The 24,666-nt window shown below is 67.7% G+C and carries 23 protein-coding genes; 16 read left to right on the forward strand and 7 right to left on the reverse strand.

Annotated features, from left to right (window positions below):
* Positions 1-236 precede the first annotated feature (236 nt).
* The 4 genes from MXC11_RS00955 to paaN all read right to left on the reverse strand — a co-directional run bounded on the left by MXC11_RS00955 (position 237) and on the right by paaN (position 5,223).
* Positions 237-1,727, reverse strand: a complete 1,491-nt coding sequence (locus MXC11_RS00955) for an aldehyde dehydrogenase family protein (RefSeq protein WP_090212443.1) — start codon at positions 1,725-1,727, stop codon at positions 237-239.
* 142 nt (positions 1,728-1,869) lie between these two features.
* Positions 1,870-2,793, reverse strand: coding sequence for a transcriptional regulator FeaR (gene feaR / locus MXC11_RS00960; RefSeq protein ID WP_250004003.1), 924 nt, complete (start codon positions 2,791-2,793; stop codon positions 1,870-1,872).
* Between the two features lie 47 nt (positions 2,794-2,840).
* Positions 2,841-3,434, reverse strand: coding sequence for a phenylacetic acid degradation protein PaaY (gene paaY / locus MXC11_RS00965; RefSeq protein WP_250004005.1), 594 nt, complete (start codon positions 3,432-3,434; stop codon positions 2,841-2,843).
* A gap of 106 nt (positions 3,435-3,540) precedes the next feature.
* Entirely contained in the window at positions 3,541-5,223 is a 1,683-nt protein-coding gene (paaN, locus tag MXC11_RS00970; protein ID WP_250004007.1) for a phenylacetic acid degradation protein PaaN, read from the reverse strand.
* A 449-nt stretch (positions 5,224-5,672) separates the two neighbouring features.
* Between paaN and paaF the strand changes: the two genes are divergently transcribed.
* The 12 genes from paaF (at position 5,673) to paaZ (ending at position 18,095) form a co-directional block, all read left to right on the forward strand.
* Positions 5,673-6,446, forward strand: coding sequence for a 2,3-dehydroadipyl-CoA hydratase PaaF (gene paaF / locus MXC11_RS00975; protein WP_250004009.1), 774 nt, complete (start codon positions 5,673-5,675; stop codon positions 6,444-6,446).
* A gap of 120 nt (positions 6,447-6,566) precedes the next feature.
* Positions 6,567-7,358 (forward strand): 2-(1,2-epoxy-1,2-dihydrophenyl)acetyl-CoA isomerase PaaG, encoded by a 792-nt coding sequence (gene paaG, locus MXC11_RS00980; protein ID WP_250004011.1) that lies wholly within the window; start codon positions 6,567-6,569, stop codon positions 7,356-7,358.
* A gap of 1 nt (position 7,359) precedes the next feature.
* Positions 7,360-8,877 carry a 3-hydroxyacyl-CoA dehydrogenase PaaH gene (gene paaH, locus MXC11_RS00985; protein ID WP_250004013.1) on the forward strand — a complete coding sequence of 506 codons (1,518 nt, stop codon included), beginning with the start codon at positions 7,360-7,362 and terminating at the stop codon, positions 8,875-8,877.
* Positions 8,870-9,328: a hydroxyphenylacetyl-CoA thioesterase PaaI gene (gene paaI, locus MXC11_RS00990; protein ID WP_250004014.1), complete on the forward strand. Its 459-nt coding sequence runs from the start codon at positions 8,870-8,872 to the stop codon at positions 9,326-9,328. The genes paaH and paaI overlap by 8 nt, the downstream gene beginning before the upstream one ends.
* On the forward strand, positions 9,325-10,530 hold the full coding sequence (gene pcaF / locus MXC11_RS00995; protein WP_250004017.1) for a 3-oxoadipyl-CoA thiolase: 1,206 nt from the start codon (positions 9,325-9,327) through the stop codon (positions 10,528-10,530). The genes paaI and pcaF overlap by 4 nt, the downstream gene beginning before the upstream one ends.
* Positions 10,531-10,610: 80 nt before the next feature.
* Positions 10,611-11,927, forward strand: a complete 1,317-nt coding sequence (gene paaK, locus MXC11_RS01000; protein ID WP_462938087.1) for a phenylacetate--CoA ligase PaaK — start codon at positions 10,611-10,613, stop codon at positions 11,925-11,927.
* Between the two features lie 204 nt (positions 11,928-12,131).
* Positions 12,132-13,124 carry a 1,2-phenylacetyl-CoA epoxidase subunit PaaA gene (gene paaA, locus MXC11_RS01005; RefSeq protein ID WP_250004021.1) on the forward strand — a complete coding sequence of 331 codons (993 nt, stop codon included), beginning with the start codon at positions 12,132-12,134 and terminating at the stop codon, positions 13,122-13,124.
* Between the two features lie 26 nt (positions 13,125-13,150).
* A complete protein-coding gene (paaB, locus tag MXC11_RS01010) occupies positions 13,151-13,432 on the forward strand; it encodes a 1,2-phenylacetyl-CoA epoxidase subunit PaaB (protein ID WP_250004023.1) in 282 nt (93 codons plus the stop codon).
* Between the two features lie 10 nt (positions 13,433-13,442).
* Positions 13,443-14,207, forward strand: coding sequence for a 1,2-phenylacetyl-CoA epoxidase subunit PaaC (paaC, locus tag MXC11_RS01015; protein WP_250004025.1), 765 nt, complete (start codon positions 13,443-13,445; stop codon positions 14,205-14,207).
* 34 nt (positions 14,208-14,241) lie between these two features.
* Positions 14,242-14,838 (forward strand): 1,2-phenylacetyl-CoA epoxidase subunit PaaD, encoded by a 597-nt coding sequence (paaD, locus tag MXC11_RS01020; RefSeq protein ID WP_250004027.1) that lies wholly within the window; start codon positions 14,242-14,244, stop codon positions 14,836-14,838.
* Between the two features lie 42 nt (positions 14,839-14,880).
* Positions 14,881-15,960 carry a 1,2-phenylacetyl-CoA epoxidase subunit PaaE gene (gene paaE, locus MXC11_RS01025; RefSeq protein WP_250004029.1) on the forward strand — a complete coding sequence of 360 codons (1,080 nt, stop codon included), beginning with the start codon at positions 14,881-14,883 and terminating at the stop codon, positions 15,958-15,960.
* 98 nt (positions 15,961-16,058) lie between these two features.
* On the forward strand, positions 16,059-18,095 hold the full coding sequence (paaZ, locus tag MXC11_RS01030) for a phenylacetic acid degradation bifunctional protein PaaZ (RefSeq protein ID WP_250004031.1): 2,037 nt from the start codon (positions 16,059-16,061) through the stop codon (positions 18,093-18,095).
* Here paaZ and MXC11_RS01035 read toward each other — a convergent pair.
* Positions 18,070-19,020 carry a class I SAM-dependent methyltransferase gene (locus tag MXC11_RS01035; protein WP_250004033.1) on the reverse strand — a complete coding sequence of 317 codons (951 nt, stop codon included), beginning with the start codon at positions 19,018-19,020 and terminating at the stop codon, positions 18,070-18,072. The genes paaZ and MXC11_RS01035 overlap by 26 nt on opposite strands.
* 61 nt (positions 19,021-19,081) lie before the next feature.
* Positions 19,082-19,615, reverse strand: coding sequence for an anti-virulence regulator CigR family protein (locus tag MXC11_RS01040; protein ID WP_250004035.1), 534 nt, complete (start codon positions 19,613-19,615; stop codon positions 19,082-19,084).
* A gap of 209 nt (positions 19,616-19,824) precedes the next feature.
* Between MXC11_RS01040 and MXC11_RS01045 the strand changes: the two genes are divergently transcribed.
* From MXC11_RS01045 to MXC11_RS01060, 4 genes are all read left to right on the forward strand, one after another.
* Positions 19,825-20,313, forward strand: coding sequence for a DUF3015 domain-containing protein (locus tag MXC11_RS01045; RefSeq protein ID WP_250004037.1), 489 nt, complete (start codon positions 19,825-19,827; stop codon positions 20,311-20,313).
* A gap of 74 nt (positions 20,314-20,387) precedes the next feature.
* Complete coding sequence (locus tag MXC11_RS01050; protein ID WP_250004038.1) at positions 20,388-22,244, forward strand: Lnb N-terminal periplasmic domain-containing protein; 1,857 nt, start codon at positions 20,388-20,390, stop codon at positions 22,242-22,244.
* A gap of 105 nt (positions 22,245-22,349) precedes the next feature.
* A complete protein-coding gene (locus MXC11_RS01055) occupies positions 22,350-23,279 on the forward strand; it encodes a ZIP family metal transporter (RefSeq protein ID WP_250004040.1) in 930 nt (309 codons plus the stop codon).
* 4 nt (positions 23,280-23,283) lie between these two features.
* Positions 23,284-23,616, forward strand: a complete 333-nt coding sequence (locus tag MXC11_RS01060; protein WP_250004042.1) for a cupin domain-containing protein — start codon at positions 23,284-23,286, stop codon at positions 23,614-23,616.
* 53 nt (positions 23,617-23,669) lie between these two features.
* On the opposite strand, the gene bipL is transcribed toward MXC11_RS01060, so the two are convergent.
* Positions 23,670-24,614, reverse strand: coding sequence for a phospholipase BipL (bipL, locus tag MXC11_RS01065; RefSeq protein WP_250004043.1), 945 nt, complete (start codon positions 24,612-24,614; stop codon positions 23,670-23,672).
* Positions 24,615-24,666 lie beyond the last annotated feature (52 nt).

The following is a 24,666-nucleotide window of genomic DNA, read 5'->3' on the forward strand; positions in this document are numbered from 1 at the left end:
TTATCGACAACTCGACGAGTCAGCCCTGGCGGCATGACTCAAACCAGAGAGCCTCCGGAGTTCCCGGGGCGGTTCAGCCAACGTTGATTTCATTGCGGTGCTTAATTCGGCCATCGTGACATGAATACCCGATAGCTCAAGCTAAGCTTTGTGTGAGCGGCTCTAAACAAAAACGGGCGGGGCATCGCTGCCCCGCCCGTCTTCCCGCTCAGCGGTCGTCGCCGCCGCCCGATACGTCAGTGGGCGATGCACACCGACTTGATCTCGGTATAGGCCTCGATCACCGCGCGGCCGAACTCGCGGCCGACGCCGGACTGCTTGACCCCGCCGAACGGCATGTTGGGGTCGAGCAGCACATGGGCGTTGACCCACACGGTGCCGGCCTCGATGCGCGGCACCAGGTTCATCGCCTTGGTCAGGTCGTTGGTCCACAGGCTGGCGGCCAGGCCGTATTCGCTGTCGTTGGCCAGGGCGATGGCCTCCTCGTCGCTGTCGAAGGCCAGCACCGAAAGCACCGGGCCGAACACCTCGTCGCGGGCGATGCCCATCTCCTGGCGCACGTCGGCCAGCACGGTGGGCTGCACGTAGAAGCCGGCGCCCTCCAGCGGCGTGCCGCCGGCCACCACGCGGGCGCCCTCGGCGCGGGCCCGGGCGATGTGCTCCAGCACGCTCTGCTGCTGGCGGCGCGACACCAGCGGGTTGATCGCCGCGCTCGCATCCATGCCCGGCCCGACCTTCAGCGCGGCCACCGCCTCGCCCAGCCGGGCGACGAACTCGGCGTAGCGCGAGCGGTGCACGTAGAAGCGCGAGGCGGCGGCGCACACCTGGCCCTGGTTGAGCAGGCCGCCGAGCAGCGCGCCCTGCACGGCCTTGTCGAGGTCGGCGTCGGCCAGCACGATCATCGGGTTCTTGCCGCCCAGTTCGAGGGCGAAGCGGGTCATGTTCTGCATGGCGGCGATGCCGACGCCGCGGCCGACCTCGGTGGAGCCGGTGAACGACACCTTGCTCACCAGCGGGTGGCCGGCCAGGGCGTTGCCGATGCGGCTGCCGCGGCCGGTGACCAGGTTGAGCGCGCCGGCCGGCACCCCGGCTTCATGGGCCAGCTCGACCAGACGCAGGGCCGACAGCGGGGTTTCGCTGGCCGGCTTGAGCACCACGGTGCAGCCGCAGGCCAGCGCCGGCATGGCCTTCCACAGGGCGATCATCAGCGGGAAGTTCCACGGGATGATCCCGGCCACCACGCCGACCGGCTCGCGGCGGGCGAAGGCGGTGTAGCGCGCGCCCTGCGGGATGGGGATCGACACGTCGAGGCTCTGGCCCTCGATCTTGGTCGCCCAGCCGGCCATGTAGCGCATGAACTCGACGCTGGCGCCGACGTCGAGCATCCGCGAGGTGTTGATCGACTTGCCCTGGTTGAGGGTTTCCAGTTGCGCCAGCTCCTCGCCGTGTTCCTCGACCAGCGCGGCGAAGCGCAGCAGGATGCGCTCGCGGTCGGCCGGGCGCAGGCCCGACCACACGCCGTTCCTGAACGCGGCATGGGCCGACTGCACGGCGCGGTCGAGCAGCGCCTCGTCGGCCTCGGCGACCTCGGCGATGCGCTCGCCGCTGGCCGGGTCGAGCACCGGGCTGCGCGGGCTGTCGTCGATCAGCCACTGGCCATCGATGAAGCAGCCGTGGCGGCGCTGAAGAAAGGCCGCGACCTGCGGCAGGACGTTGACGACACTCATGGGAATACCTCGCGGGCGCTGGATCGGGGAGCCGCGCACCGCCTCGGGCCTGCGCGCGGAGATTCGCCGGGCATTGTGCGCAGGCGCCGGAGCGCGTGCTTGTGCCTGCGTGCCAGGCCGCTTGCTCAGACTGCCAAGCGGCTCAGGCCTCCGGCCGGTAGCGCTTGCGGTACTCGCCGGGCGACACGCCGAAGCGCGCCTTGAAGGCGGTGGAGAAGTAGCTGGAGTCGGAGAAACCCCAGGCGTAGCCGAGCGCCGACAGCTTCAGCTCGCTGCCGGCGTGGCGCAGCGCCTCGGCGCAGAAATCCAGGCGGCGGTTGCGGATGTACTGCGCCACCACCAGCTGGCGGCGGGCGAACATCCGGTACAGGCCGCGCAGCGACACGCCGATCTCGCGGGCGATCAGCTCCGGGCTCAGCTCAGGCTCGCAGAGGCGCCGGTCGATCAGCATCACCGCGCGGCGGAACAGCCGCTCGTGCGGATCGTCGTCGCTGTCGACGCCGGCCAGCGCCGGGCGCAGCAGGCTGAGCAGGGCATCCAGGGTCGCCTCGCTCTCCGCCAGGCTCAGCCCCTCCTGGCGCGCCGACTCGCGCACCAGACTGTTGGCCAGCACCGCCACCGGGGTGTGCGCGGCGATCCGCGCGCAGCTGCGCACACCGGAGAAGCGCAGGCTGCGCTCGACCACCTCGCGCGGCAGGATCAGGCTGAGCTGGCGCGAACTCTCGCCGTACTCGAACTCGCTGGGCCGCGCCGCATCGATCAGGGTGATGTCGCCGGGAGCGAGGACGATGCGCTGGGTGTCCTGGGCCATCTGCGCGCGGCCTTCGAGCTGGAACACCGCGAAGTAGCCCTTGTCCTCGCCGGCGGCCAGCTCGCGCTCGGTGCGGTACAGCCGCGCGTGGGCGATGTCGTTGAACGACATCTGCAGCGCGCCGCTCTGGTACTGCTCGATGCGCCCGGCGAACGCGTCGCCCAGCGCCTTGGCGCAGAAACGCCCGCACAGTTCGTTGACGCGCTGCAGCCAGCCGTCGAGCGCCTGGTCCCGCGCCATGTGCCTGCTGTTCATTCGCCACCTCCCGGCATGTTCAGCCTGGCGCAGCCCGGCAGCGCCGCTCAGGACACACCCTTGGGCTTGACCTCGGAGAGCGGCAGACGCGGCCGCTCGGCTTCCGGCTCGGCGAGCGGCGCGCACTCCTCCAGCTGGGTCAGGCAGCGCTCGGCGAGCACCTGGTACTCGCGGGTACCGGCCTGCTTCCAGGCCACTTCCTTGTCGCTGAGCGGGCGGCTGACCCGCGCCGGCGCGCCCATCACCAGCGACTGCTCCTCGCAGGCGAAGCCGGCCTTGACGAAGGCGCAGGCGGCGACGATGGAGCGCGGCGCGATCTGCGCCTCGTCCATCACCACCGCGTTCATCCCGACCATGGCGTCCTCGCCGATCTGGCAGCCGTGCAGCACCGCGCCGTGGCCGACGTGGCCGTTGCGGGCGATGCGGGTGACGCTCTCCGGGAAGCCGTGGATCACGCAGGTGTCCTGCAGGTTGGCCCCCTCTTCGAGGACGATGCGTCCGAAGTCGCCGCGAAGGCTGGCCAGCGGGCCGACGTAGCAGCCGGGGCCGACGATCACGTCGCCGATCAGCACCGCGGTGGGATGCACATAGGCGGTCGGATCGACTACCGGAGTAACTCCGGCATAACGGTAGCAGGGCATGGGTATTCCTCTTCTTGTTGTTGTGTACCTGGCAGGAGCAAATTCCTTCGCGACGCTCTTGAGCGCAGACGGTCGCGGCTGAATTCGCCCCTGCGGGCAGGTGCGCTTATTCAGCGGCCACGTGGCGGCGGCTCTGCACCACCACGAAACGCCGGGCGACGAAGGCGGCGTCGGTCAGCGCGGCATTGGCCGCCGGGTTGGCGCCGGTACCGTGGAAGTCGCTGAACGCCGCCGACTGGTTGACGAACAGGCCGTTGTCCAGATTGACCGACAGCGCCACGCCGACATCCTGCGCCAGTTCCTCGGCCTGCTCCAGCACTTGCGCGTCGGTCGAGTATACCGCCAGGGTCAGCGCGCCCTTCTCGCTGAGAGTCTCGCGCACCAGCTGCAGGCTGTGGGCGGTGTCGTCGGTGGCGATGACGAAGCCGATCGGGCCGAAGCGCTCCTCGGCGTAGGCCTCGCGCTGGCCGGCGTCGACCTTGAGCAGCAGCGGGGTACGCACGCGCGCCTCGGGGTACTCGGGATGCACGCGCGCCTCGCTGTCCAGCAGCACCTCGCCCAGTGCGCGGCAGGCATCGATGCGCGCCAGGGTGGCCTCGGACTGGATGCAGCCGAGCACCGTGCAGGCGCGCTCGTTGTCGGACAGGAACTTGCTCACCGCCGTGGCCAGGGTCTGCGCGACCTCATCGAAGCCAAGCACACCTTCCGGGGTGCGGATGCCACCGCGCGGCACGTAGATGGCCTGCGGCGCGGTGCACATCTGCCCGGAGTACAGGCTGAGGCTGAACGCCAGGTTGCGCGCCACCGCCTTCAGATCGGTCACGCTGTCGATCACCACGCTGTTCAGGCCGGCCTTCTCGGTGAACACCTGGGCCTGGCGGGCGTTGTCCTCCAGCCAGTTGCCGAAGGCGCTGGAGCCGGTGAAGTCGATCACCTTGACCCGCGGGTCGAGGGCCAGCGCTTTAGCCACCGGCGCCTCCACCGTGTCCGGCACCAGGCTGACCAGCGCCGGATCGAAGCCGGCTTCGGCGAGCACCTGCTGGGCCACGCGCACGGTCATCGCCACCGGCAGGATGGCGCCGGGGTGCGGCTTGACCAGCACCGGGTTGCCGGTGGCTAGGCTGGCGAACAGGCCCGGATAGGTGTTCCAGGTCGGGAAGGTCACGCAGGCGATCACCAGGGCGATGCCGCGCGGGACGATGTGGAAGCGCTTGTCGACCACCAGCGGGTCGAGCTTGCCCTGCGGCTTGGTCCAGCGTGCCGCCTCGGGCACTTCGCAGAGCAGCTTCCAGGCATGCGCCACTGCTTCCAGACCGCGGTCCTGGGCGTGCGGGCCGGCGGCCTGGAAGGCCATCGGCAAACCTTGGCCGGTGGTGTGCACTGCGGCATGGGCGATGTCCGCGCTCTGCGCATTGAGGCGCTGGAGGATCTCCAGACACACGCCGATCCACGCCTTGGGCCCGGCAGCGCGCCAGGCCGGCAGCTGCGCCTGCAGATGATTCAGCAGCGCATCGGTATCCGGCTGGTCATAGCTGATGCCGAGCTCAAAGCCGTAGGGCGAGCGCTCGCCACCGACGCGGGTCGCGGCCACCGGGCAGTGCAGCTCGAAATGGCGATCCCGCAGCACGGCGAAGTTGAGCGGTCCGGCGGCCAGCGCCTCCTCACCGTAGGGGCGCAGGTTTTCCGGGTAGGGGGTCCAGTGCTCGCGGCTAGCGATGGCCTGAACAGCGCGCTCAAGCAGCGGCTGGTGACGGGTAAACAGGTCGATGGCAGATGGGGCAGCACTCACGCAGGCAATCCTCGCAATGGGGGGCCGCCGCGACCTTGCGCAAGCAAGACATCAGCTTAGTGCGGCCTGTTTTTCTTGTATCACTTCAAAATACCCGCGCCCCGGCGATAAATCCACCCGCCGCCCTCAGGGCACCACCGACTGCCTGCAGCCGGCCCGGCATTGACGGTAAACCGCTCAGTGGCGCGGGCTATCTCCAGCACAACCGACAGAACCCCACCACCCGGCATACCCTCGCCATTCGTCGAATGGTCTTTAAAATAGACACGGAAAATACATTTATCTCAGTTGCCGTGTATCACGTTATGAGTATACTCGGGCCCATCGGAGCGCGTAACCCGCGGTGCTTGATGCCCTGCATCCACACCGCCTGCCGCTGCGCACCGCCATAACAATTCCAAGAAGCCGTCCGGCGACAAGGCCGGAATACCTGCAAGGAAGGTGCTGTCATGCCCCAGACCCTTTGCGTTCTGCCGCCGGAAAAAGGCGTGCGCCTGATCACCCTGCAGCGCCCCGAAGCGCTGAATGCCCTCAACACCCAGCTGCTCGGCGAACTGGCCGCTGAGCTGGATGCTGCCGAAGCCTGCGCTGACACCCGCGCCGTGGTGATCACCGGCAGCCGCCGCGCCTTCGCCGCCGGCGCCGATATCAAGGAGATGGCCGAGCGCGATCTGGTCGGCATCCTCGAAGACCCGCGTCTGGCCCACTGGCAGCGCATCACCCGCTTCTCCAAGCCGCTGATCGCCGCGGTCAACGGCTTCGCCCTCGGCGGCGGCTGCGAGCTGGCCATGCACGCCGACATCCTGATCGCCGGCGAGGACGCCCAGTTCGGCCAGCCGGAAATCAACCTCGCCATCATGCCCGGTGCCGGCGGCACCCAGCGTCTGCTGCGCGCGGTCGGCAAGTCGCTGGCCATGCAGATGGTCCTCACCGGCGAGCCGATCAGCGCCCGTCGCGCCCTCGACGCCGGCCTCATCAGCGAGATCACCCAGCCGGAGCTGACCGTCGAGCGCGCCGTGGCCATCGCCCGCAAGATCGCCGAGAAGGCGCCGCTGGCGGTGCGCCTGGCCAAGGAAGCGCTGCTCAAGGCCGAGGACACCGACCTCGCCAGCGGCCTGCGCTTCGAGCGCCACGCCTTCACCCTGCTGGCCGGCACCGAGGATCGCAACGAGGGCATCCGCGCCTTCCAGGAAAAGCGTAAGCCGGCCTACAAGGGCCGCTGAGCGGTCCTGGTACTGCATGAACAGCAAGGGCCGCTGAGGCCACCGCTCCACCGCCCTATCTGTTGCCCAAGAGCCTTCCGGGGGTGCCCTGCGCCCCTCTATTAATAAGAGAACGCCTGCATGAGCTTCGAACACATCCTCTTTACCCTCGAGCAGGGCGTCGCCACCCTGACCCTCAACCGCCCGGCGCAGCTCAACAGCTTCAACGCGCCGATGCATCAAGAAGTGCGCGAGGCCCTCAAGCAGGTGCGCCAGAACCCCGAGGTGCGCTGCCTGCTGATCACCGGCAGCGGCCGCGGCTTCTGCGCAGGGCAAGATCTGGGTGATCGCAACGTCGCCGCCGATGCCGTGGCACCGGATCTGGGCGAGTCGATCGAGAAGAACTACAACCCACTGATCCGCACCCTGCGCGATCTGCCGATGCCGGTTATCTGCGCGGTCAACGGCGTGGCCGCCGGCGCCGGCGCCAACATCGCGCTGGCCTGCGACATCGTGCTGGCCGCCCGTTCGGCCAGCTTCATTCAAGCGTTCTGCAAGATCGGTCTGGTGCCGGACTCCGGCGGCACCTGGACCCTGCCGCGCGCAGTCGGCATGGCCCGCGCCAAGGCCCTCGCCCTGCTCGGCGACAAGCTCAGCGCCGAGCAGGCCGAGCAGTGGGGGATGATCTGGCGCTGCGTCGATGACGCGGCCCTGCAGGACGAAGCCCTCAAGCTGGCCCGCCACCTCGCCGCCCAGCCGACCTACGGCCTGGCGCTGATCAAGCGCGCCCTGAATGCCAGCGCCAGCAACAGCTTCGACGCGCAGCTCGATCTTGAGCGCGACCTGCAGCGCCTGGCCGGGCGCAGCGAGGACTATCGCGAGGGCGTCGCCGCCTTCATGGAAAAACGCACTCCTGCTTTCAAGGGCCGCTGAAATGAGCGCACTGCATAAAGACGCCGCCATTGCGGTGATTGGCGCCGGCGCGATGGGCGCCGGCATTGCTCAGGTCGCCGCGCAGGCCGGCCACCCAGTGGCCCTGTTCGACACCCGCGAAGGCGCCGCCGCCCAGGCCATCGCCGGCATCGCCAAACAGCTCGGCAAGCGCGTCGAGGCCGGCAAGCTGGACGCCGCTGCGCGCGATGCCGTGATCGCCCGCCTGACCCCGGCCGAGCGTCTGGAAGATCTGGCCGGCAGCGCCCTGGTGGTCGAGGCGATCGTCGAGAACCTCGCCATCAAGCGCGAGCTGTTTGCGAAGCTCGAAGCCATCTGCGGCGACGACTGCATCCTCGCCAGCAACACCTCCTCGCTGTCGATCACCTCGCTGGCCGCCACGCTCAAGCGCCCTGAGCGGGTCGCCGGCCTGCACTTCTTCAACCCGGCGCCGGTGATGGCGCTGGTCGAGATCGTCGCGGGTCTGGCCAGTGACCCGGCGGTGCTCGACTGCCTGTACGCCACCGCCAAGGCGTGGGGCAAAAAGCCGGTGCACACCAAATCGACCCCGGGCTTCATCGTCAACCGCGTGGCCCGGCCGTTCTACGCCGAGAGCCTGCGCCTCTTGCAGGAAGGCGCCAGCGACTGCGCCAGCCTCGATGCGCTGCTGCGCGACGCCGGCGGTTTTCGCATGGGCGCCTTCGAGCTGACCGACCTGATCGGCCACGACGTCAACTACGCGGTGACCTGCTCGGTATTCGACGCCTACTACGGCGACTTCCGCTTCCAGCCCTCCCTGATCCAGAAGGAACTGGTCGACGCCGGCCGCTTTGGCCGCAAGAGTGGCCGCGGCTTCTACGACTACGCCGAAGGCGCCGAGCGCCCGGCGCCGCAGAGCCTGCCGGCTGCTGCCAAACCCGAATGCGTGGTGGTGGAAGGCGACCTCGGCGCGGCCTCGGCACTGGTCGAGCGCCTCGAAGCCGCCGGCATCGAGATCGTCCGCCGCGATGGCGCCGGCCTGCTGCGCGTCGGCGAGGCGGTGCTGGCGCCGAGCGACGGGCGCATGGCCGCCGAGCGCACCCGCATTGATGGCCTGCGTAACCTGGCGCTGTTCGATTTGGCGCTGGACTACGCGAAAGCCACCCGCCTGGCCGTGGCGTTTGCCGCCGACTGCGACAGCGCGGCCCGCGAGGCGGTCGCCGGTCTCTTGCAGGCCGCCGGCATCACCGTCACCGAAGTCACCGACAGCCCGGCGCTGGTGGTGCTGCGCACCGTGGCGATGCTCGCCAACGAGGCCGCCGACGCCGTGCTGCAGGGCGTCGGCACCGCCGCCGACATCGACCTGGCCATGTGCGCCGGGGTCAACTACCCGAAGGGCCCGCTGGCCTGGGCCGACGCCATCGGTGTCGGCAGCGTGCTGAGCGCCCTCGACAACCTGCAGCGCAGCTACGGCGAGGACCGCTACCGCCCGTCCCTGCTGCTGCGCCGCCTGCACTGCACCGGAGGGCGTTTCCATGGCTGATCTGCACAGCGAACTGACGCCCCAGCAACTGGCCGAAGCCTGCGCGGCTGCCATGCACGAGCGCGATCTGGCGGTGCGCCACCTGGGTATTGAGATCCTGCGCGTGGCGCCGGGTCAGGCGGATCTGCAGATGACGGTTGGCGAGTTCATGATCCAGGGACACGCCAGCTGCCACGGCGGCTACCTGTTCACCCTCGCCGACTCGGCCTTCGCCTACGCCTGTAACAGCTACGACGACGTCTGCGTGGCGCTGGGCTGCAGCATCGACTACATCGCCCCCGGCCGCGTGGGTGATCTGCTCACCGCACGCGCCAGCGAGGTCAGCCGCAGCGGTCGCACCGGCAACTACGACGTGCGCATCGAGAACCAGCACGGCCAGCTGATCGCCGTGTTCCACGGCAAGTCCTACAAGGTGCGCGGCACCGTCCGCCAGCAGGAGACCCCCGCATGACTCAGGCTCTGATTATTGACGCGATCCGCACCCCGATCGGCCGCTACGCCGGCGCGCTGTCCGCCGTGCGGGCCGACGATCTTGGCGCGGTGCCGCTGCGCGCACTGATGGCGCGCAATCCGCAGGTCGATTGGACGGCCATTGATGATGTGATCTTCGGCTGCGCCAACCAGGCTGGTGAGGACAACCGCAACGTCGCGCGCATGTCCTCGCTGCTCGCCGGCCTGCCGCTCAACGTGCCGGGCACCACCGTCAACCGCCTGTGCGGCTCGGGGATGGATGCCATCGGCGCCGCCGCCCGCGCCCTGCGCTGCGGCGAGGCCCAGCTGATGATCGCCGGCGGCGTCGAATCCATGTCGCGCGCGCCCTTCGTGATGAGCAAGGCCGACAGCGCCTTCTCTCGTCAGGCGGAGATCTTCGACACCACCATCGGCTGGCGCTTCGTCAACGCGATCATGAAGAAGGAGTTCGGCATCGACTCGATGCCGGAAACCGCCGAGAACGTCGCCGAGCAGTTCAATGTCTCGCGCGCTGATCAGGATGCCTTCGCCCTGCGCAGCCAGCAGAAGACCGGCGCGGCGATGGCCCGCGGCCGCTTCGCGCGCGAGATCGTCCCGGTGGAGATTGCCCAGCGCAAGGGCTCGGCCAAGGTCGTCGAGCAGGACGAGCACCCGCGCCCGGACACTACCCTCGAGCAGCTGGCCAAGCTCGGCACGCCGTTCCGCGACGGCGGCAGCGTCACCGCCGGCAACGCCTCGGGGGTCAACGACGGTGCCTGTGCCCTGCTGCTGGCCAGCCCGCAAGCCGCGGAGCGTTTCGGCCTCAAGGCCCGTGGCCGCGTTGTGGCGATGGCCAGCGCCGGGGTCGAGCCGCGCATCATGGGCATCGGCCCGGTGCCGGCGACCCGCAAGGTGCTGGAGCTGGCCGGCCTCACGCTGGCCGACATGGACGTGATCGAACTCAACGAGGCATTCGCCGCCCAGGGCCTCGCGGTGCTGCGCGAGCTGGGTATCGCCGATGACGATGCGCGGGTGAATCCCAACGGCGGCGCCATCGCCCTCGGCCACCCGCTGGGCATGAGCGGCGCGCGCCTGGTCACCACCGCCCTCAACGAACTGGAAGAGCGCCAGGGCCGTTACGCGCTGTGCACCATGTGCATCGGCGTCGGTCAGGGTATCGCCATGATCATCGAACGCCTGTAAAAAACCCCGCTTTGCACGAATGGGCGGCGCAGACCGCCCCTGGCCCGACAAGAATAAAGAGAGACGCCATCATGAACGCCATGCATTCGTTCAATTCCAACAAGGCCCAGCTAGACCCGATGGAAACCGCCAGCATCGACGCCCTGCGCGCCCATCAGCTCGAGCGTCTGCGCTGGACCCTACAGCATGCCTACGACAATGTGCCGGTGTACCGGAAGAAATTCGACGATCTCGGCATCCATCCGCAGGATCTGAAAACCCACGCCGATCTGGCCAAGTTCCCCTTCACCACCAAGAGCGACCTGCGCGAGAACTACCCGTTCGGCATGTTCGCCGTGCCGATGGAGCAGGTCTCGCGCATCCATGCCTCCAGCGGCACCACCGGCCAGCCCACCGTAGTCGGCTACACCGCCAATGACATCGACACCTGGGCCAACCTGGTGGCGCGCTCGATCCGTGCCGGCGGCGGTCGTCCGGGCGATCGCATCCACGTCGCCTACGGTTATGGCCTGTTCACCGGCGGCCTCGGCGCGCACTACGGTGCCGAGCGCCTTGGCTGCACGGTGATCCCGATGTCGGGCGGGCAGACCGAGAAGCAGGTCCAGCTGATCAAGGATTTCCAGCCGGACATCATCATGGTCACCCCCTCCTACATGCTGAACATTGCCGACGAGCTGGAGCGCCAGGGCATCGATCCGCACAGCCTCAAGCTGCGCATGGGCATCTTCGGTGCAGAGCCCTGGACCGGCCAGTTGCGCGGTGAGCTGGAGAGCCGGCTGGGTATTCAGGCGCTGGACATCTACGGCCTGTCCGAGGTGATGGGCCCGGGCGTGGCGATGGAGTGCGCCGAGAGCAAGGATGGCCCGACCATCTGGGAAGATCACTTCTACCCGGAGATCATCGACCCCAATACCGGTGAAGTGCTGCCGGATGGCGAGATGGGCGAGCTGGTGTTCACCTCGCTGTCCAAGGAGGCGCTGCCGATGATCCGCTACCGCACCCGCGACCTGACCCGCCTGCTGCCGGGCACCGCCCGGCCGATGCGGCGCATCGACAAGATCACCGGGCGCAGCGACGACATGCTGATCATCCGTGGCGTCAACGTGTTTCCGACCCAGATCGAGGAGCAGGTGCTGAAAGTCAAACAACTTTCCGCCCAATATGAGCTGCATGTGTATCGCAACGGCAACCTGGACAGCATGGATGTGCTGGTCGAGCTCAAGCCGGAGTTCGAGGGCCTCAGCGATATCGAGCGCCAGGCGGTGAGCCGCGAGCTGGCCCACCACATCAAGAGCAACGTGGGAATCAGCACCCGCATCAACATCTGCCCCTGCTTTGCTCTGAAACGCTCGGAAGGCAAGGCTGCGCGGGTGGTGGATAAGCGCAAGTCGGCCTGATTCGGCCCTCGGCAAGCCCCGCTTCGGCGGGGCTTTTTTATGGGCGCCTTTCGGCCTGCCTGCGCGCACAGATCGCCCACGCATTGGCCGCCGACCCTTAAAGCGACACTGAAAATATTTTCTTGCGTGTAATTTCTGTATCATATAAAAATACCGGACGCCTGCAAGGCGATGCCCTGTCTGCAACCGGCCGGAGAACAAAAAATGTACGCACAACTCGTGGAAACCGGAGTCAAGCGCGTCAAGACCCTCGAGGAGATGTCCACAGAGGAGCGCGCCTTCCAGGAACGCATCGATGCCGAGATCAAGATCGAGCCGAAGAACTGGATGCCGGACGCCTACCGCCAGACCCTGATCCGCCAGATCTCCCAGCACGCCCACTCGGAAATCGTCGGCATGCTGCCGGAAGGCAACTGGGTCACCCGCGCGCCGACCCTCAAGCGCAAGCTGCAGCTGATGGCCAAGATCCAGGACGAGGCCGGCCACGGCATGTACCTGTACAGCGCCATGGAAACCCTCGGCGCCGACCGTGACGAGGAAATCGCCAAGCTGCACAGCGGCAAGGCCAAATATTCGAGCATCTTCAACTACCCGACGCTGAACTGGGCGGACATGGGCGCCGTCGGCTGGCTGGTCGATGGGGCAGCGATCGTCAACCAGGTGATCCTGCAGCGCACCAGCTACGGCCCCTACTCGCGGGCGATGATCCGTATCTGCAAGGAAGAGAGCTTCCACCAGCGTCAGGGCTACGAAATCCTCCTGACCATGATGCGCCACGGCACCCAGGCGCAGAAGGACATGGTCCAGGACGCCATCAACCGCCTGTGGTGGCCGGCGCTGATGATGTTCGGCCCAAGCGACGCCGATTCGCCGAACAGTGCCCAGTCGATGGCCTGGAAGATCAAGCGCATGAGCAACGACGAGCTGCGTCAGCGCTTCATCGACCAGACCGTGCCACAACTGGAGTTCCTCGGCTGCACCGCCCCGGACCCGGACCTCAAGTGGAACGAGGAGCGCGGCCACTACGACTTCGGCCAGATCAACTGGCAGGAGTTCTACGACGTCCTTAAAGGCAACGGCCCTTGCAACCACGAGCGCATCGCCACCCGCCGCAAGGCCATCGAAGATGGTGCATGGGTGCGTGAAGCCGCCGTGGCCCATGCGGCCAAGCGTCAACAAAAACAACAAGCCGCCTGACCGGCACCTGATCGGGAGTGACCGCCATGTCCCAGTGGACCCTTTTCGAAGTCTTCGTCCGTTCCAAGCACGGCCTCAACCACAAGCATGTCGGCAGCGTGCACGCAGCCGACGCGCAAATGGCCCTGGAGAACGCCCGCGACCTGTATACCCGCCGCAATGAAGGCGTGAGCATCTGGGTCGTGCCCTCGGCGCAGATCACCGCCACCGCAGGCGATGAGAAAGAACCGTTCTTCGACCCGTCCCAGGACAAGGTCTATCGCCATGCCAGCTTCTACGAACTGCCCGACGAAGTCGGCCACATGTAAGGAGCAGGTCATGAGCGAGCACAAGAATGATCTGATCGAGTACCTGCTGCGTCTGGCCGACAACGCCATGATCAATGGCCAGCGTCTGTGCGAGTGGTGCGGCAAGGCGCCGGCGCTGGAAGAGGAAATGGCGCTGATGAACGTCGGCCTCGACCTGGTCGGTCAGGCCCGCAACTGGTACGAATACGCCGCCGAGCTGCTGAACGATGGCCGCGATGCCGACCAGCTGGCTTTCCGCCGTGACGAGCGCGCGTTCCGCAACCTGTTGCTGGTCGAGCAGCCCAATGGCGACTATGCGGTCACGACCCTCAAGCAGTTTCTGTTCGATGCCTGGCACTTCCACACCCTGAGCGCCCTGAGCCACTCCAGCGATGCACGCATAGCCGGGATTGCCGCCAAGGGCCTCAAGGAAGTCACCTACCACCTGCGCCGCTCCAGCGAGTGGATGGAGCGTCTGGGGGATGGCACCGAGGAGAGTCACCGCCGTCTGGCCGCCGCTGTCGATGAGCTGTGGCGCTTCACCCACGAGCTGCAGGAAGCCGACGCGCTGGAGCAGCGCTTGGCTGACGCCGGCCTCGCTGCCGATGCCGAGGCAGTTGCCGCGGCCTGGCGCAGCACGGTCGCCCAGGTGTTCAACAGCGCGACCCTGAGCGTGCCGGCCCCGGCCAGCTACTTCTACCTGAGTGGCAAGCGCGGCCTGCACACCGAGCACCTGGGCATCCTGCTGGCCGAGATGCAGTTCCTGCAGCGCGCCTACCCGGACGCCACCTGGTAAGGCCGCTGCGCCTGCCCCAGCCAAGGAGGTTGCCATGAGCATTTCATCGCAAGTCGACGCCCTGTTTGGCGGTGGCCCCTGCAGTGACGGTCAGTCCGCGCCGACGGGTGGGCTGATCGCCTCGGACGGCGGAGCCCGCGAGGCCAGCGCCGAGGATCTGCCGCGGGCCTGGCAGGTGCTGGAGCAGGTGATGGACCCGGAGGTGCCGGTGGTCAGTGTCACTGACCTTGGCATCGTCCGGGACCTGAGTTGGGAGGACGGCCACCTGCGGGTGGTCGTCACCCCCACCTACTCCGGCTGCCCGGCCACCGAACTGATCGAAAACGAAATCACCAAGGCGCTGGAACAGGCCGGGTTTCGCACCCCGCGCATCGAGCGCCAGCTGGCCCCCGCCTGGACCACCGACTGGATCAGCGAACGCGGTCGCGAGCGGCTGCGTGCCTACGGCATCGCCCCGCCGGTCGGCTCCAGCAGCAAGCGCAGCCTGCTGGGCGAGCCCGTCACGGTGAGCTGCCCGCACTGCGGCAGCCAGGAGACCGAGGTGGTCAGCGAATTTGGCTCCACCGCCTGCAAGGCCCTGTACCGCTGCCGCAGCTGTCTTGAGCCCTTCGACTATTTCAAGTGCATCTGAACGGCTCGCCCGTCGCGCTGGCCGAGCCTGGAGAATAATAAAATGAGCAAGTTCCATACGCTGACCGTCCGCGAAGTCCGCCCGGAAACCCGCGATACCGTCTCGGTATCCTTCGCGGTGCCGGCTGATCTGCAGGACAGCTTCCGCTATGCCCAGGGCCAGCACCTGGTGATGCGCACCTTTATTGACGGCGAGGAAGTGCGCCGCAGCTACTCGATCTGCACCGCGGTCAGCGACAATGACCTGCGCGTGGCGATCAAGCACATTCCCGGCGGCCTGTTCTCCAGCTTCGCCAACCAGCAGCTGGCCGCGGGTGATCGTCTGGAGGTGATGCCGCCGGCCGGGCACTTCTCGGTAGCGCTCGACCCCGCGCGCGCGGGCAACTACCTGGGCGTGGCCGCCGGCAGTGGCATCACGCCGATCATGTCGATCCTCAGGACCACCCTGGAAACCGAGCCGCACAGCCGCTTCACGCTGATCTACGGCAACCGCGCCACCCAAAGCACCATCTTCCGCGAGCAGCTTGAGGACCTGAAGAACCAGTACCTCGAGCGCCTCAACCTGATCTTCGTGTTCAGCCGCGAGCAGCAGGACATCGACCTCTACAACGGCCGCATCGACAGCGCCAAGTGCGAGGCGCTGTTCTCGCGCTGGCTGGATGTACCGAACCTAGATGCCGCCTTCATCTGCGGCCCGCTGGAAATGACCGAGACCGTGCGCGACACCCTCAAGGCGCACCAGATGCCGGCCGAGCGCATCCACTTCGAGCTGTTCAACGCCGGCAACGTCGCCAGCGAGCGCCGCGAGGCACGCGCCGCCGCCGCGCAGGCCGACCAGAGCCAGACCCAGGTCACGGTGATCAGCGATGGCCGCGCGGTGAGCTTCGAGCTGGCCCGCAACAGCCAGAACCTGCTGGATGCCGGCAACAGCCACGGCCTTGAACTGCCCTACTCCTGCAAGGCCGGCGTGTGCTCGACCTGCAAGTGCAAGGTGGTGGAAGGCGAGGTGGAGATGGACGCCAACTTCGCCCTGGAAGATTACGAAGTCGCCGCCGGCTTCGTGCTGTCCTGCCAGGCCTTCCCGGTCAGCGACAAGGTCGTGCTCGACTTCGACCAGATCTGACCCCGCCCCCATCCCGGAGCGCGCCGCCTGCCTGCAGAGCGGCGCGTCGGCCTGCACGCTGCAGGCTCCGCCCCCGCCTTGCTTCAGGAGAACCCCTGATGACCACCCTGCAAAGTTTCATCGCCGGTCGCTGGATCGGTGAACAGGCCGCCCAGGCGCTGCACAGCGCCAACGACGGCCACATCGTCGCCCACACCCATGCCGAGCGCCCCGATTTTGCCGAGGCCTGCGAGTTCGCCCGCCGCCGCGGCGTCAGCAGCCTGCTGGCCCTCGACTTTCAGCGCCGCGCGCAGATCCTCAAAGCGCTCGGCAAGTACCTGATGGAGCACAAGGAGCAGCTCTACGCGATCAGCCACCACAGCGGCGCGACCCGTCTGGACAGCTGGATCGACATCGAGGGCGGTGCCGGCACCCTGTTCGCCTACGCAGGCTTTGGCACCCGCGAACTGCCCTCCGGCAACCTGGTCCACGAAGGCCCGGCGATCCCGCTGGGCAAGCAGAACCACTTTGCCGGCACCCATATTCTGGTGCCGCGCGGCGGGCTGGCGGTGCACATCAACGCCTTCAACTTCCCGATCTGGGGGATGCTGGAGAAGTTCGCGCCGACCTTCCTCGCCGGCATGCCGTGCCTCATCAAGCCGGCCACCGCGACCAGCTATGTCACCGAAGCCTGCGTGCGCCTGATGCAGCAATCCGGCCTGCTGCCAGAAGGCGCCCTGCAACTGGTGATCGGCAGCACCGGCGATCTGCTTGACCGCCTGGAAGGGCAGGATGTGGTGACCTTCACCGGCTCCGCCGACACCGCCGCCAAGCTGCGCGTCACCCCGAATCTGATCCGCCACTCGATCCCCTTCACCGCCGAGGCCGACTCGCTGAACTGCGCGATCCTCGCCCCGGACGTGACCCCGGATGACGAGGAATTTGAGCTGTTCGTCAAGGAAGTCGCCCGCGAGATGACCGTCAAGGCCGGGCAGAAATGCACCGCGATCCGCCGGGTCATCGTCCCGCAGAACCGCATCGACGCGGTGGCCGAACGCCTGGCCGCGCGCCTGGCCAAGGTGGTGATCGGCGATCCGAGCAAGGAAGGCGTGAAGATGGGCCCGCTGGCCTCCCGCGATCAGCAGGCCGACGTCGCCGCGCGCATCGAAGCCCTGCTGGCCAGCAGCGAACTGCTGCTGCGCGGCGAGGCGCAATTCGTCGGCGATAACACTGCCGAAGGCGCCTTCTGTGCGCCGGTGCTGCTCAAGAGCCGCGACCCGCACGCCGACGGCGGTGCCCACGATATCGAGGCCTTCGGTCCGGTCAGCACCCTGATGGGCTATGGCGATCTCGACGAGGCGCTGGCCCTGGCCGCGCGCGGCAAAGGCAGCCTGGTCTCGACCCTGGTGACCCGCGACCCTCAGGTGGCGGCGCGCGCGGTTCCGGCGATGGCGGCCTGGCATGGCCGCGTGCATGTGCTGAACGGCGAAGCCGCCAAGGAATCCACCGGCCACGGCTCGCCGCTGCCGATGCTCAAGCACGGCGGCCCGGGCCGCGCCGGCGGCGGCGAGGAGCTGGGTGGCCTGCGCGCGGTCAAGCACTACCTGCAGCGCACCGCGGTGCAGGGCTCACCGACCATGCTCAGCGCCATCACCGGCGAGTACGTGCGCGGCGCCCAGGTCATCGAGACCGAGGTACACCCGTTCCGTCGCCACTTCGAGGAGCTGCAGATCGGCGAGTCGCTGCTGACCCACCGGCGCACCGTCACCGAGGCTGATCTGGTCAACTTCGGCTGCCTGTCGGGCGATCATTTCTACATGCACTTCGACGAGATCGCCGCCAAGGAATCGCAGTTCGGCAAGCGCATCGCCCACGGCTACTTCGTGCTGTCGGCAGCAGCCGGGCTGTTCGTCTCCCCGGGCGTCGGCCCGGTGCTGGCCAACTACGGCCTCGACACCCTGCGCTTTGTCAGCCCGGTGGGCATCGGCGACACCATCCAGGCGCGCCTGACCTGCAAGCGCAAGATCGACCAGGGCAAGCAGTCGGTGCTCGGCACCCCGCAGGGCGTGGTGGCCTGGGACGTGGAAGTCACCAACCAGGATGGCGCGCTGGTCGCCAGTTACGACATCCTCACGCTGGTGGCCAAGCGCGGCTGAACACCAGGGCCTTGAGGCCCCCCTGCGGATCGGCGTCGGCGAACTCCTCGGGGTTGGCCAGCCGCTCGACAAACCGCAGCTCGGGGGCCTCGCGGGCCATCTCCGCAATCAGGAAATCGCTACCGATCGCCGGGTCGTTGACGCAAGCCAGCACCCGGCCCCGCTCGGTGAGCAGTGCCGGCAGCCGGCGCAGCACCTTGCGGTAATCCTTCTCCAGCACAAAGCTGCCGCGCTGGAAGGTCGGCGGATCAATGATGATCAGCTCATACGGACCGTGCCGGGCCACCTTGCTCCACGACTTGAGCAGGTCGTGGGCGAGAAAGCGCACCCGGCCCAGCTCCTGATCGTTGAGCTGGTGATTCTCACGCCCGCGCGCCAGCGCCGCGCTGGACATGTCCAGATTGACCACCTGCTGCGCCCCACCCGCCAACGCCGCCACCGAAAAGGCGCAGGTGTAGGCAAACAGGTTGAGCACCCGGGCACCCTCGGCCTGCTCGCGCACCCAGCGCCGGCCAAGACGCATGTCGAGGAACAGGCCGCTGTTCTGGGTACGACCGAGCTCCAGCTGATAACGCAAGCCCTCCTCCTCCACCTGCCAGCGCTCGACCGGCGGGCCGTACAGCCATTCATTGGCGCAGTCGGCGCGGTAGCGGTGCTGCAGGAGCAGCTGGCGGGCACCGCACTGCGCCCAGACCGGGCTGGCCGTCAGGCGCTGCAGGGTGGTGCGCAGCGCCGCCAGCCACTCCTCGCCCGGATCGCGGAACAGGGTGACCAGCAGCACGCCCTGCAGCCAGTCGACGGTCAGCTGCTCAAGGCCCGGCCACAGCCGGCCGCGGCCATGCAGCAGGCGGCGGGCCTCGTTCGGGGCCTGGGGCAGAGTCTGCAGCAGGTGCTGCTGCAGGGTGACAAGGGCTTGGTGATCCATGGGCGACTCCAGCGGGGCGGGCCGGCATTCTAGACCAGCGGCCGCACCCGGCTGCAGCCCGTCAGCGGCGCAAGAAGGCGTCGCGCAGCACCTGATCGATCACCCCACTGGTCGAGACCAGCAGCAGGTCGGTGCCGGCGCGCACCCACTCATAACCACGGTATTGCGGCAACTCACGGCCCAGATCGCCGCCAACCCACTTGCCGATGCCCGGCGGCAGCGGCTTGCCGCGCTGCAGGTTCTTGCGAATGCCCGGCGGCAGTGCCGGCTGCGATCCCCAGTGCTGGCGGTGCGCCTCGATCATCTGGCGGATACGGGCATGATCGGCACGCTGCGCCGCATTGGCCTCGCGCAGCCGGTTCGGGGCACGGCCCTCGGCCTCATGGTGACCGGGCACCCAGCCCTTGCCCGCCTGATCCTGACGCTGCAGGCGTTCCTCGCGGGGCGGTTTGTGCAGATTGCGCCCGTCCTGCTGGCGCGGATGCGTGTCGGCATGGGGACCCTTGCCTTCGGGCGGCGCGGCCTGCACGGCTGCAGCACCGCCAAGCAGGACGCAGGCGGACAACCACAGCGACAGGGAACGGGAAATCGGCATGATCGGTACTCCTCAAGGATGGGTTACGGTGGACCACAGCACGGGGTCACCGTTCTTGAACGGTATAGCCAAGCTGGGAAAATTCCGCGAATGACTGGAAATAGAGCGGTTTTGCTGACGTTTCCTTGACAGGCCAGGGTAATTGCAAAAAGCTGACACTTGCCCGTCAGGCCTGGCGGGCTTATCAGTTCACGAAGAAGAGAACGATCATGAAACGGATTCTGCTGGGTTCCCTACTGGCTGCTGCCTCCTTCAATGCCTTTGCCGAAGCGCCGGGTGGCCCGGGTTGTGGCTGGGGCAACATGCTGTTTGAAGGCCAGCGCGGCCTGCCCTCTCACCTGGTGGCCCTGACCACCAACGGTACCTCCGGCAATGCCACCTTCGGCATGACCTCCGGCACCAACGGCTGCAACACCAACGGCACCCTGAGCTACAACGGCAAGCCGATGCTGGTGCTGGGCAGCATCATGGACGAGCTGTCCGAGGACATGGCCCGCGGTGAGGGTGAAGCCCTGACCACCTACGCCGTCATCCTCGGCGTGCAGCCGCAGGATCGTGAGCACTTTGCGGCCGTGACTCACCAGCACTTCAACCAGATCTTCAACTCCGCCAACGTCACCGCCGAGCAAGTACATGCCGCGACGCTGGTGATCCTCAAGCAGGATGCCCGTCTGGCGCGCTACGCCGACAAGGCCTGATGCCTGTCCGGGGGTAGCCTCTGCCGCCCCCGGCTCCTGCCACGCCATCTTCCCCCCGCGCAACTGGCTTCCCGATGCTCCTTCGCCTGCTTCTGCTGATGCTCTGTTCGGGCCTTGGCCTGGCTCATGCCGCTCCCAACCTGTCCCCCGAACGCCTGCAGACCCTGGCAGACGACCCGCACTGGCTCAATCTCGGCCACTACCAGCGCACCTACACCGGCCGCTGGCGCAGCCATGTCGATGATCCGGATTTCTTCCTCGCCACCGAGGGTGCCGAGGACCCGGCCGCCGAGCTGCGCGCCACCCTCACAGCGCTGTATCAGCCGGCCACATCTGGCGATCGACATGCCCAGTGCCGCTACCCTTCGCGCACCCGCTGGTTGCGCCAGCAGCTGCCTCTGATTGATCTACCGGTCATCGAGTGCCCTGAATATCAGCGCTGGCTGGCGGATATCGACCCTGATCGCAGCGTACTGGTCTTCCCGGCGGCCTACCTCAACAGCCCGTCCTCGATGTTCGGCCACACCCTGCTGCGCATCGACCCCCCCGGCACCGAAGCCAACGGCACCGCCCTGCTGAGTTACGCCCTGAATTTCGGCGCCACCACCGATGCGCAGGACAACAGCCTGATGTACGCCTGGAAGGGCCTGTTCGGCGGCTACCCGGGCCAGTTTGCCCTGCTGCCCTATCGCGAAAAGATCGGTGAATACAGCCGGCTGGAAAACCGCGACCTCTGGGAATACCACCTGGATCTGAGCCGTGAAGAAACCCGGCGACTGGTCGAGCACGTCTGGGAACTGCGCGATACCCGCTTCGATTACTACTTCTTCGATGAAAACTGCTCCTACCGCCTGCTGGAGCTGCTGGAGGTTGCCCGGCCCGGCCTTGAGCTCACCGACCGCTTCCCGCTCACCGCGATTCCCGCCGACACGGTGCGGGCGGTCATGGACGCTGGGCTGATCGTGCGTACCGACTATCGCCCCTCGCGCGAGCGCGAACTGCAGGCGCGCAGTGGCGATCTGGCCGCCGACGAGCAGCGCTGGGTACGGCGACTGGCCGACGGCGATGCCAGCCTGCATGAAGCGGCCTGGCACGCACTGCCGGCGGCGCGGCGCGCCGTGATCCAGGAAGCGACCTATCGTCTGCTGCGCTATCGCGCAGCCGGGCAGGCGCGTGATCCGGAGCTGGCGGCGCGCAGCTTCCGGCTGCTGCAGGCCATCCATGAAAATCCCCCGCCACCGCTGGTTCTGCAGCGCCCCACCGCGGCCGAGCAGGGCCACGAATCACGCACCCTGCAACTGGCCGTGGGCAGCCATGAAGGCCGCGCGTTCGCTGACTATGGCCTGCGCATGGCCTATCACGATCTGGCCGATCATCTGCCAGGGTTCCCGCTGGGGGCGCAGATCGAGCTGGGGCATCTGCGCCTTCGTCAATACCAGGGCGGGCACTGGCAAGTGCAGCAGCTGGATCTGATCGATATCCGCTCGCTGACGCCGCGCACCCGGCTGCTGCAACCCTGGTCGTGGCAGGTCGCCGCCGGGCTGGAGCGCGTGCCGGGGCATGCAGGCGACGAAACGCTGGTCAGCCAACTGGGGGGTGGCGCCGGGATGACCTGGCCGCTGGCTTCCTCCCTGCAGGCGTTCACCCTGGCGACCGTGCGCCTTGAACACAACCGTGATCACGCCAGCGTCCTGAGCCCGGCAGCTGGCCTGAATGCCGGCCTCTTGTGGCGTAATCCGCTCGGCACACTGCTGCTTGAGGGCCGCGGCGAGCAGTTCACGAATGGCGAACTGCGCCAGCAATGGCAACTGACCCAGCAACTCGAGATTGATGCACGTCAGGCCCTGCGCGTTAACGCCCGCTACCAGCACAGCCGGCGCCACGGGGAAACCCTCGAAGCCGGGGTGGAGCTGCGCTGGTATCTGTATTGAGGCATTCGCCGGCAATCAACCCAATCTATCAGGGTGATGCCTGGCGATGCCTGCTTCTATCGGCTCTAATAAACGTACCTTTTTCTCCTCCTTGGAATCGCTGCCATGACCCCTTCCCAGACTCTGGCGGCCGAGCTGCGCGATGCCTGGCGCGTGCAGGTCCGCCTTCATCCCTTCATCGCCAGTGGTCTGCTGGTCGCCGGTCTCTGCACCCTCGGCCTGCTGCTGGCGGGCATCGTCAGTGCGCTGGGCAATGGGGCCGGCGACAACGTGCGCCATGCGCTGATCGGTGGCTCTGCCGGTTTTCTCACCACCACCCTGGGCGCCCTGCTGGCGGTCGGCATGGGCCGGGTCTCACAGCGCCGTCAGGATGCCATGCTCGGCTTTGCCGCCGGGATGATGCTGGCGGCCAGCTCCTTCTCGCTGATCCTGCCGGGCCTTGAGGCCGCCGAAGGGATGCTCGGCAGCGGCCGGCTGGCCGCGCTGGTGGTGGCCATCGGGGTCTGCATGGGCGCCCTCCTGATGCTCGGACTCGACTACTTCACCCCCCACGAACATGCCAGCACCGGCCCCTGCGGCCCGGACTGCGAGCGCCTCGGACGGATCTGGCTGTTCGTGCTGGCGATCGCCCTGCACAACCTGCCGGAGGGCATGGCGATCGGCGTGGGCTTTGCCCAAGGCGATCTGGGCGTCGGGCTGCCGCTGACCCTGGCCATCGCCATTCAGGACATCCCCGAGGGGCTGGCGGTGGTGCTGGCGATGCGCAGCGCCGGGCTGTCTTGCAGCCTGTCGGTGCTGGTTGCGGCGCTGTCCGGGCTGATGGAGCCGATCGGCGCGCTGGTCGGTATTGGCCTGTCCAGCGGCTTTGCGCTGGCCTACCCGGTCGGCCTCGGGCTGGCGGCCGGGGCGATGATCTTCGTGGTCTCCCATGAAGTGATCCCGGAAACTCACCGCAACGGTCATCAGACCCCGGCAACCCTCGGGCTGATGGGCGGCTTCGTGCTAATGATGTTCCTCGACACGGCGCTGGGCTGAACCGATGCCGCCGCACAACCTGTTCCAGCCGCTACCGGATGCCCGCGAGGGCGAGTGCTTCGATGATCTGTTGCGCCGCCCGGGCTGCCGGGTGGAGCGCATCGTCTCCCACGGCCAGGCCAGCCCGCCGGGCTTCTGGTATGAGCAGGACTGGGACGAGTGGGTGCTGCTGCTCAGCGGCCACGCCGTGCTGCAACTGGACGGCGAAGCCGCCCCGCGCCCGCTGGCGGTCGGTGATTACCTGCTGATCCCCGCCGGGCTGCGCCACCGGGTCGAGGCCACGGCGACCGACCAGCCCAGCGTGTGGCTGGCAATCCATTTTGAGCCCTCGGCCTGAGCACCTGACGCCGGCTGACACACGCACCCTCAGGTGAAGGTCGCCCGCCCCAGTCAGCCCAGCCGCGCCGCCAGCAACTCGAACAACCGCTGCCGCTGCTCGGGGGCCTCGTTGACCAGGTGATGCCGCGCGCCGGGCAGCAGGAGGGTCTCGGCCGCCGGGAACTTCTCGCTCAGCACGCCCAGGTTGTGGCGCCAGTCCACGGTGCGGTCCGCGTCCCCCTGCAGGATCAGCAGCGGCTGATCGGTGGGCCGGGCGGCCTCGATCCGTCCGATCCAGCGCGCCAGCGCCCCGACCCAGGCAGTCGGCAGGATGCGCGCCTGCAGCGGGTCGCGCTGCACGAAGTCGAGAAAGGCCCGGTCGGCGGAGTTTTCGCTGTAGCGCCGCGGGATCTGCTGCACAAAGGGGCGCAGCAGGTGATAGGTGAGCCGGGCGCGGCGCCAGTCCTGCGGACGCACCAACGGCGCCAGCAGGATGCGCTGACCGAGCGCCGGCCGCGGCGCCTTATGCAGCAGGTAATCCAGCAGGATCGCCCCGCCGGTGCTCTGCCCCAGCATATGCCAGGGCTCAGGCAATCCCAGTTGCTGCGCGCTCGCCAGCAGTGCCTTGAGGGCCTGCTGGTACTCGGCAAAGTCCTCAATGCTGGCCGGTGCGCCCTCCGAGAGGCCGTGACCGGGCAGATCGCAGGCCAGCACCGCCAGATCCTGCGCCAGCGCCCAGTCGATCACATGACGATAGAGCCCCATGTGATCGTAATAGCCATGCAGCACCAAGAGCGTGGCGCGGGCACTCGCCCGCCACCAGCCCTGCAGCGCCAGCCGCCGCCCACCGGCGCTGACCCAGCCCAGACGGCTCTGGAGCCCATCGACCGGCGGAAGGCCATAGAGCTGGCGGTATGCCGCGTACTGGGCGCTGAACGCGCGGCTGGCCGGCGCCTGACCCTCGAAGAAGGCCGGCAGGTGCGCGCGCAGCAGGGCGGGCTGGAAGACAGCGGACATGGAGCACCTCGCGCTCAGGTGTGCGGATCGGTCGCCTGCGCTGATCTTCAGT

This window comes from Pseudomonas eutrophicaquae, assembly GCF_023544715.1.
In the GTDB taxonomy this organism is placed as follows: Bacteria; Pseudomonadota; Gammaproteobacteria; order Pseudomonadales; family Pseudomonadaceae; genus Geopseudomonas.

Coding starts and splice junctions, on each gene's coding strand:
- MXC11_RS01040 (WP_250004035.1), bottom strand. CDS start 19,615: ATGCCGATTTCCCGTTCCCTGTCGCTGTGGTTGTCCGCCTGCGTCCTG.
- feaR (WP_250004003.1), bottom strand. CDS start 2,793: ATGAACAGCAGGCACATGGCGCGGGACCAGGCGCTCGACGGCTGGCTG.
- pcaF (WP_250004017.1), top strand. CDS start 9,325: ATGACTCAGGCTCTGATTATTGACGCGATCCGCACCCCGATCGGCCGC.
- bipL (WP_250004043.1), bottom strand. CDS start 24,614: ATGTCCGCTGTCTTCCAGCCCGCCCTGCTGCGCGCGCACCTGCCGGCC.
- paaA (WP_250004021.1), top strand. CDS start 12,132: ATGTACGCACAACTCGTGGAAACCGGAGTCAAGCGCGTCAAGACCCTC.
- MXC11_RS01035 (WP_250004033.1), bottom strand. CDS start 19,020: ATGGATCACCAAGCCCTTGTCACCCTGCAGCAGCACCTGCTGCAGACT.
- paaY (WP_250004005.1), bottom strand. CDS start 3,434: ATGCCCTGCTACCGTTATGCCGGAGTTACTCCGGTAGTCGATCCGACC.
- paaK (WP_462938087.1), top strand. CDS start 10,611: ATGCATTCGTTCAATTCCAACAAGGCCCAGCTAGACCCGATGGAAACC.
- paaD (WP_250004027.1), top strand. CDS start 14,242: ATGAGCATTTCATCGCAAGTCGACGCCCTGTTTGGCGGTGGCCCCTGC.
- MXC11_RS01055 (WP_250004040.1), top strand. CDS start 22,350: ATGACCCCTTCCCAGACTCTGGCGGCCGAGCTGCGCGATGCCTGGCGC.
- MXC11_RS01050 (WP_250004038.1), top strand. CDS start 20,388: ATGCTCCTTCGCCTGCTTCTGCTGATGCTCTGTTCGGGCCTTGGCCTG.
- paaG (WP_250004011.1), top strand. CDS start 6,567: ATGAGCTTCGAACACATCCTCTTTACCCTCGAGCAGGGCGTCGCCACC.
- paaH (WP_250004013.1), top strand. CDS start 7,360: ATGAGCGCACTGCATAAAGACGCCGCCATTGCGGTGATTGGCGCCGGC.
- MXC11_RS00955 (WP_090212443.1), bottom strand. CDS start 1,727: ATGAGTGTCGTCAACGTCCTGCCGCAGGTCGCGGCCTTTCTTCAGCGC.
- MXC11_RS01045 (WP_250004037.1), top strand. CDS start 19,825: ATGAAACGGATTCTGCTGGGTTCCCTACTGGCTGCTGCCTCCTTCAAT.
- paaC (WP_250004025.1), top strand. CDS start 13,443: ATGAGCGAGCACAAGAATGATCTGATCGAGTACCTGCTGCGTCTGGCC.
- paaZ (WP_250004031.1), top strand. CDS start 16,059: ATGACCACCCTGCAAAGTTTCATCGCCGGTCGCTGGATCGGTGAACAG.
- paaF (WP_250004009.1), top strand. CDS start 5,673: ATGCCCCAGACCCTTTGCGTTCTGCCGCCGGAAAAAGGCGTGCGCCTG.
- paaB (WP_250004023.1), top strand. CDS start 13,151: ATGTCCCAGTGGACCCTTTTCGAAGTCTTCGTCCGTTCCAAGCACGGC.
- paaE (WP_250004029.1), top strand. CDS start 14,881: ATGAGCAAGTTCCATACGCTGACCGTCCGCGAAGTCCGCCCGGAAACC.
- paaI (WP_250004014.1), top strand. CDS start 8,870: ATGGCTGATCTGCACAGCGAACTGACGCCCCAGCAACTGGCCGAAGCC.
- MXC11_RS01060 (WP_250004042.1), top strand. CDS start 23,284: ATGCCGCCGCACAACCTGTTCCAGCCGCTACCGGATGCCCGCGAGGGC.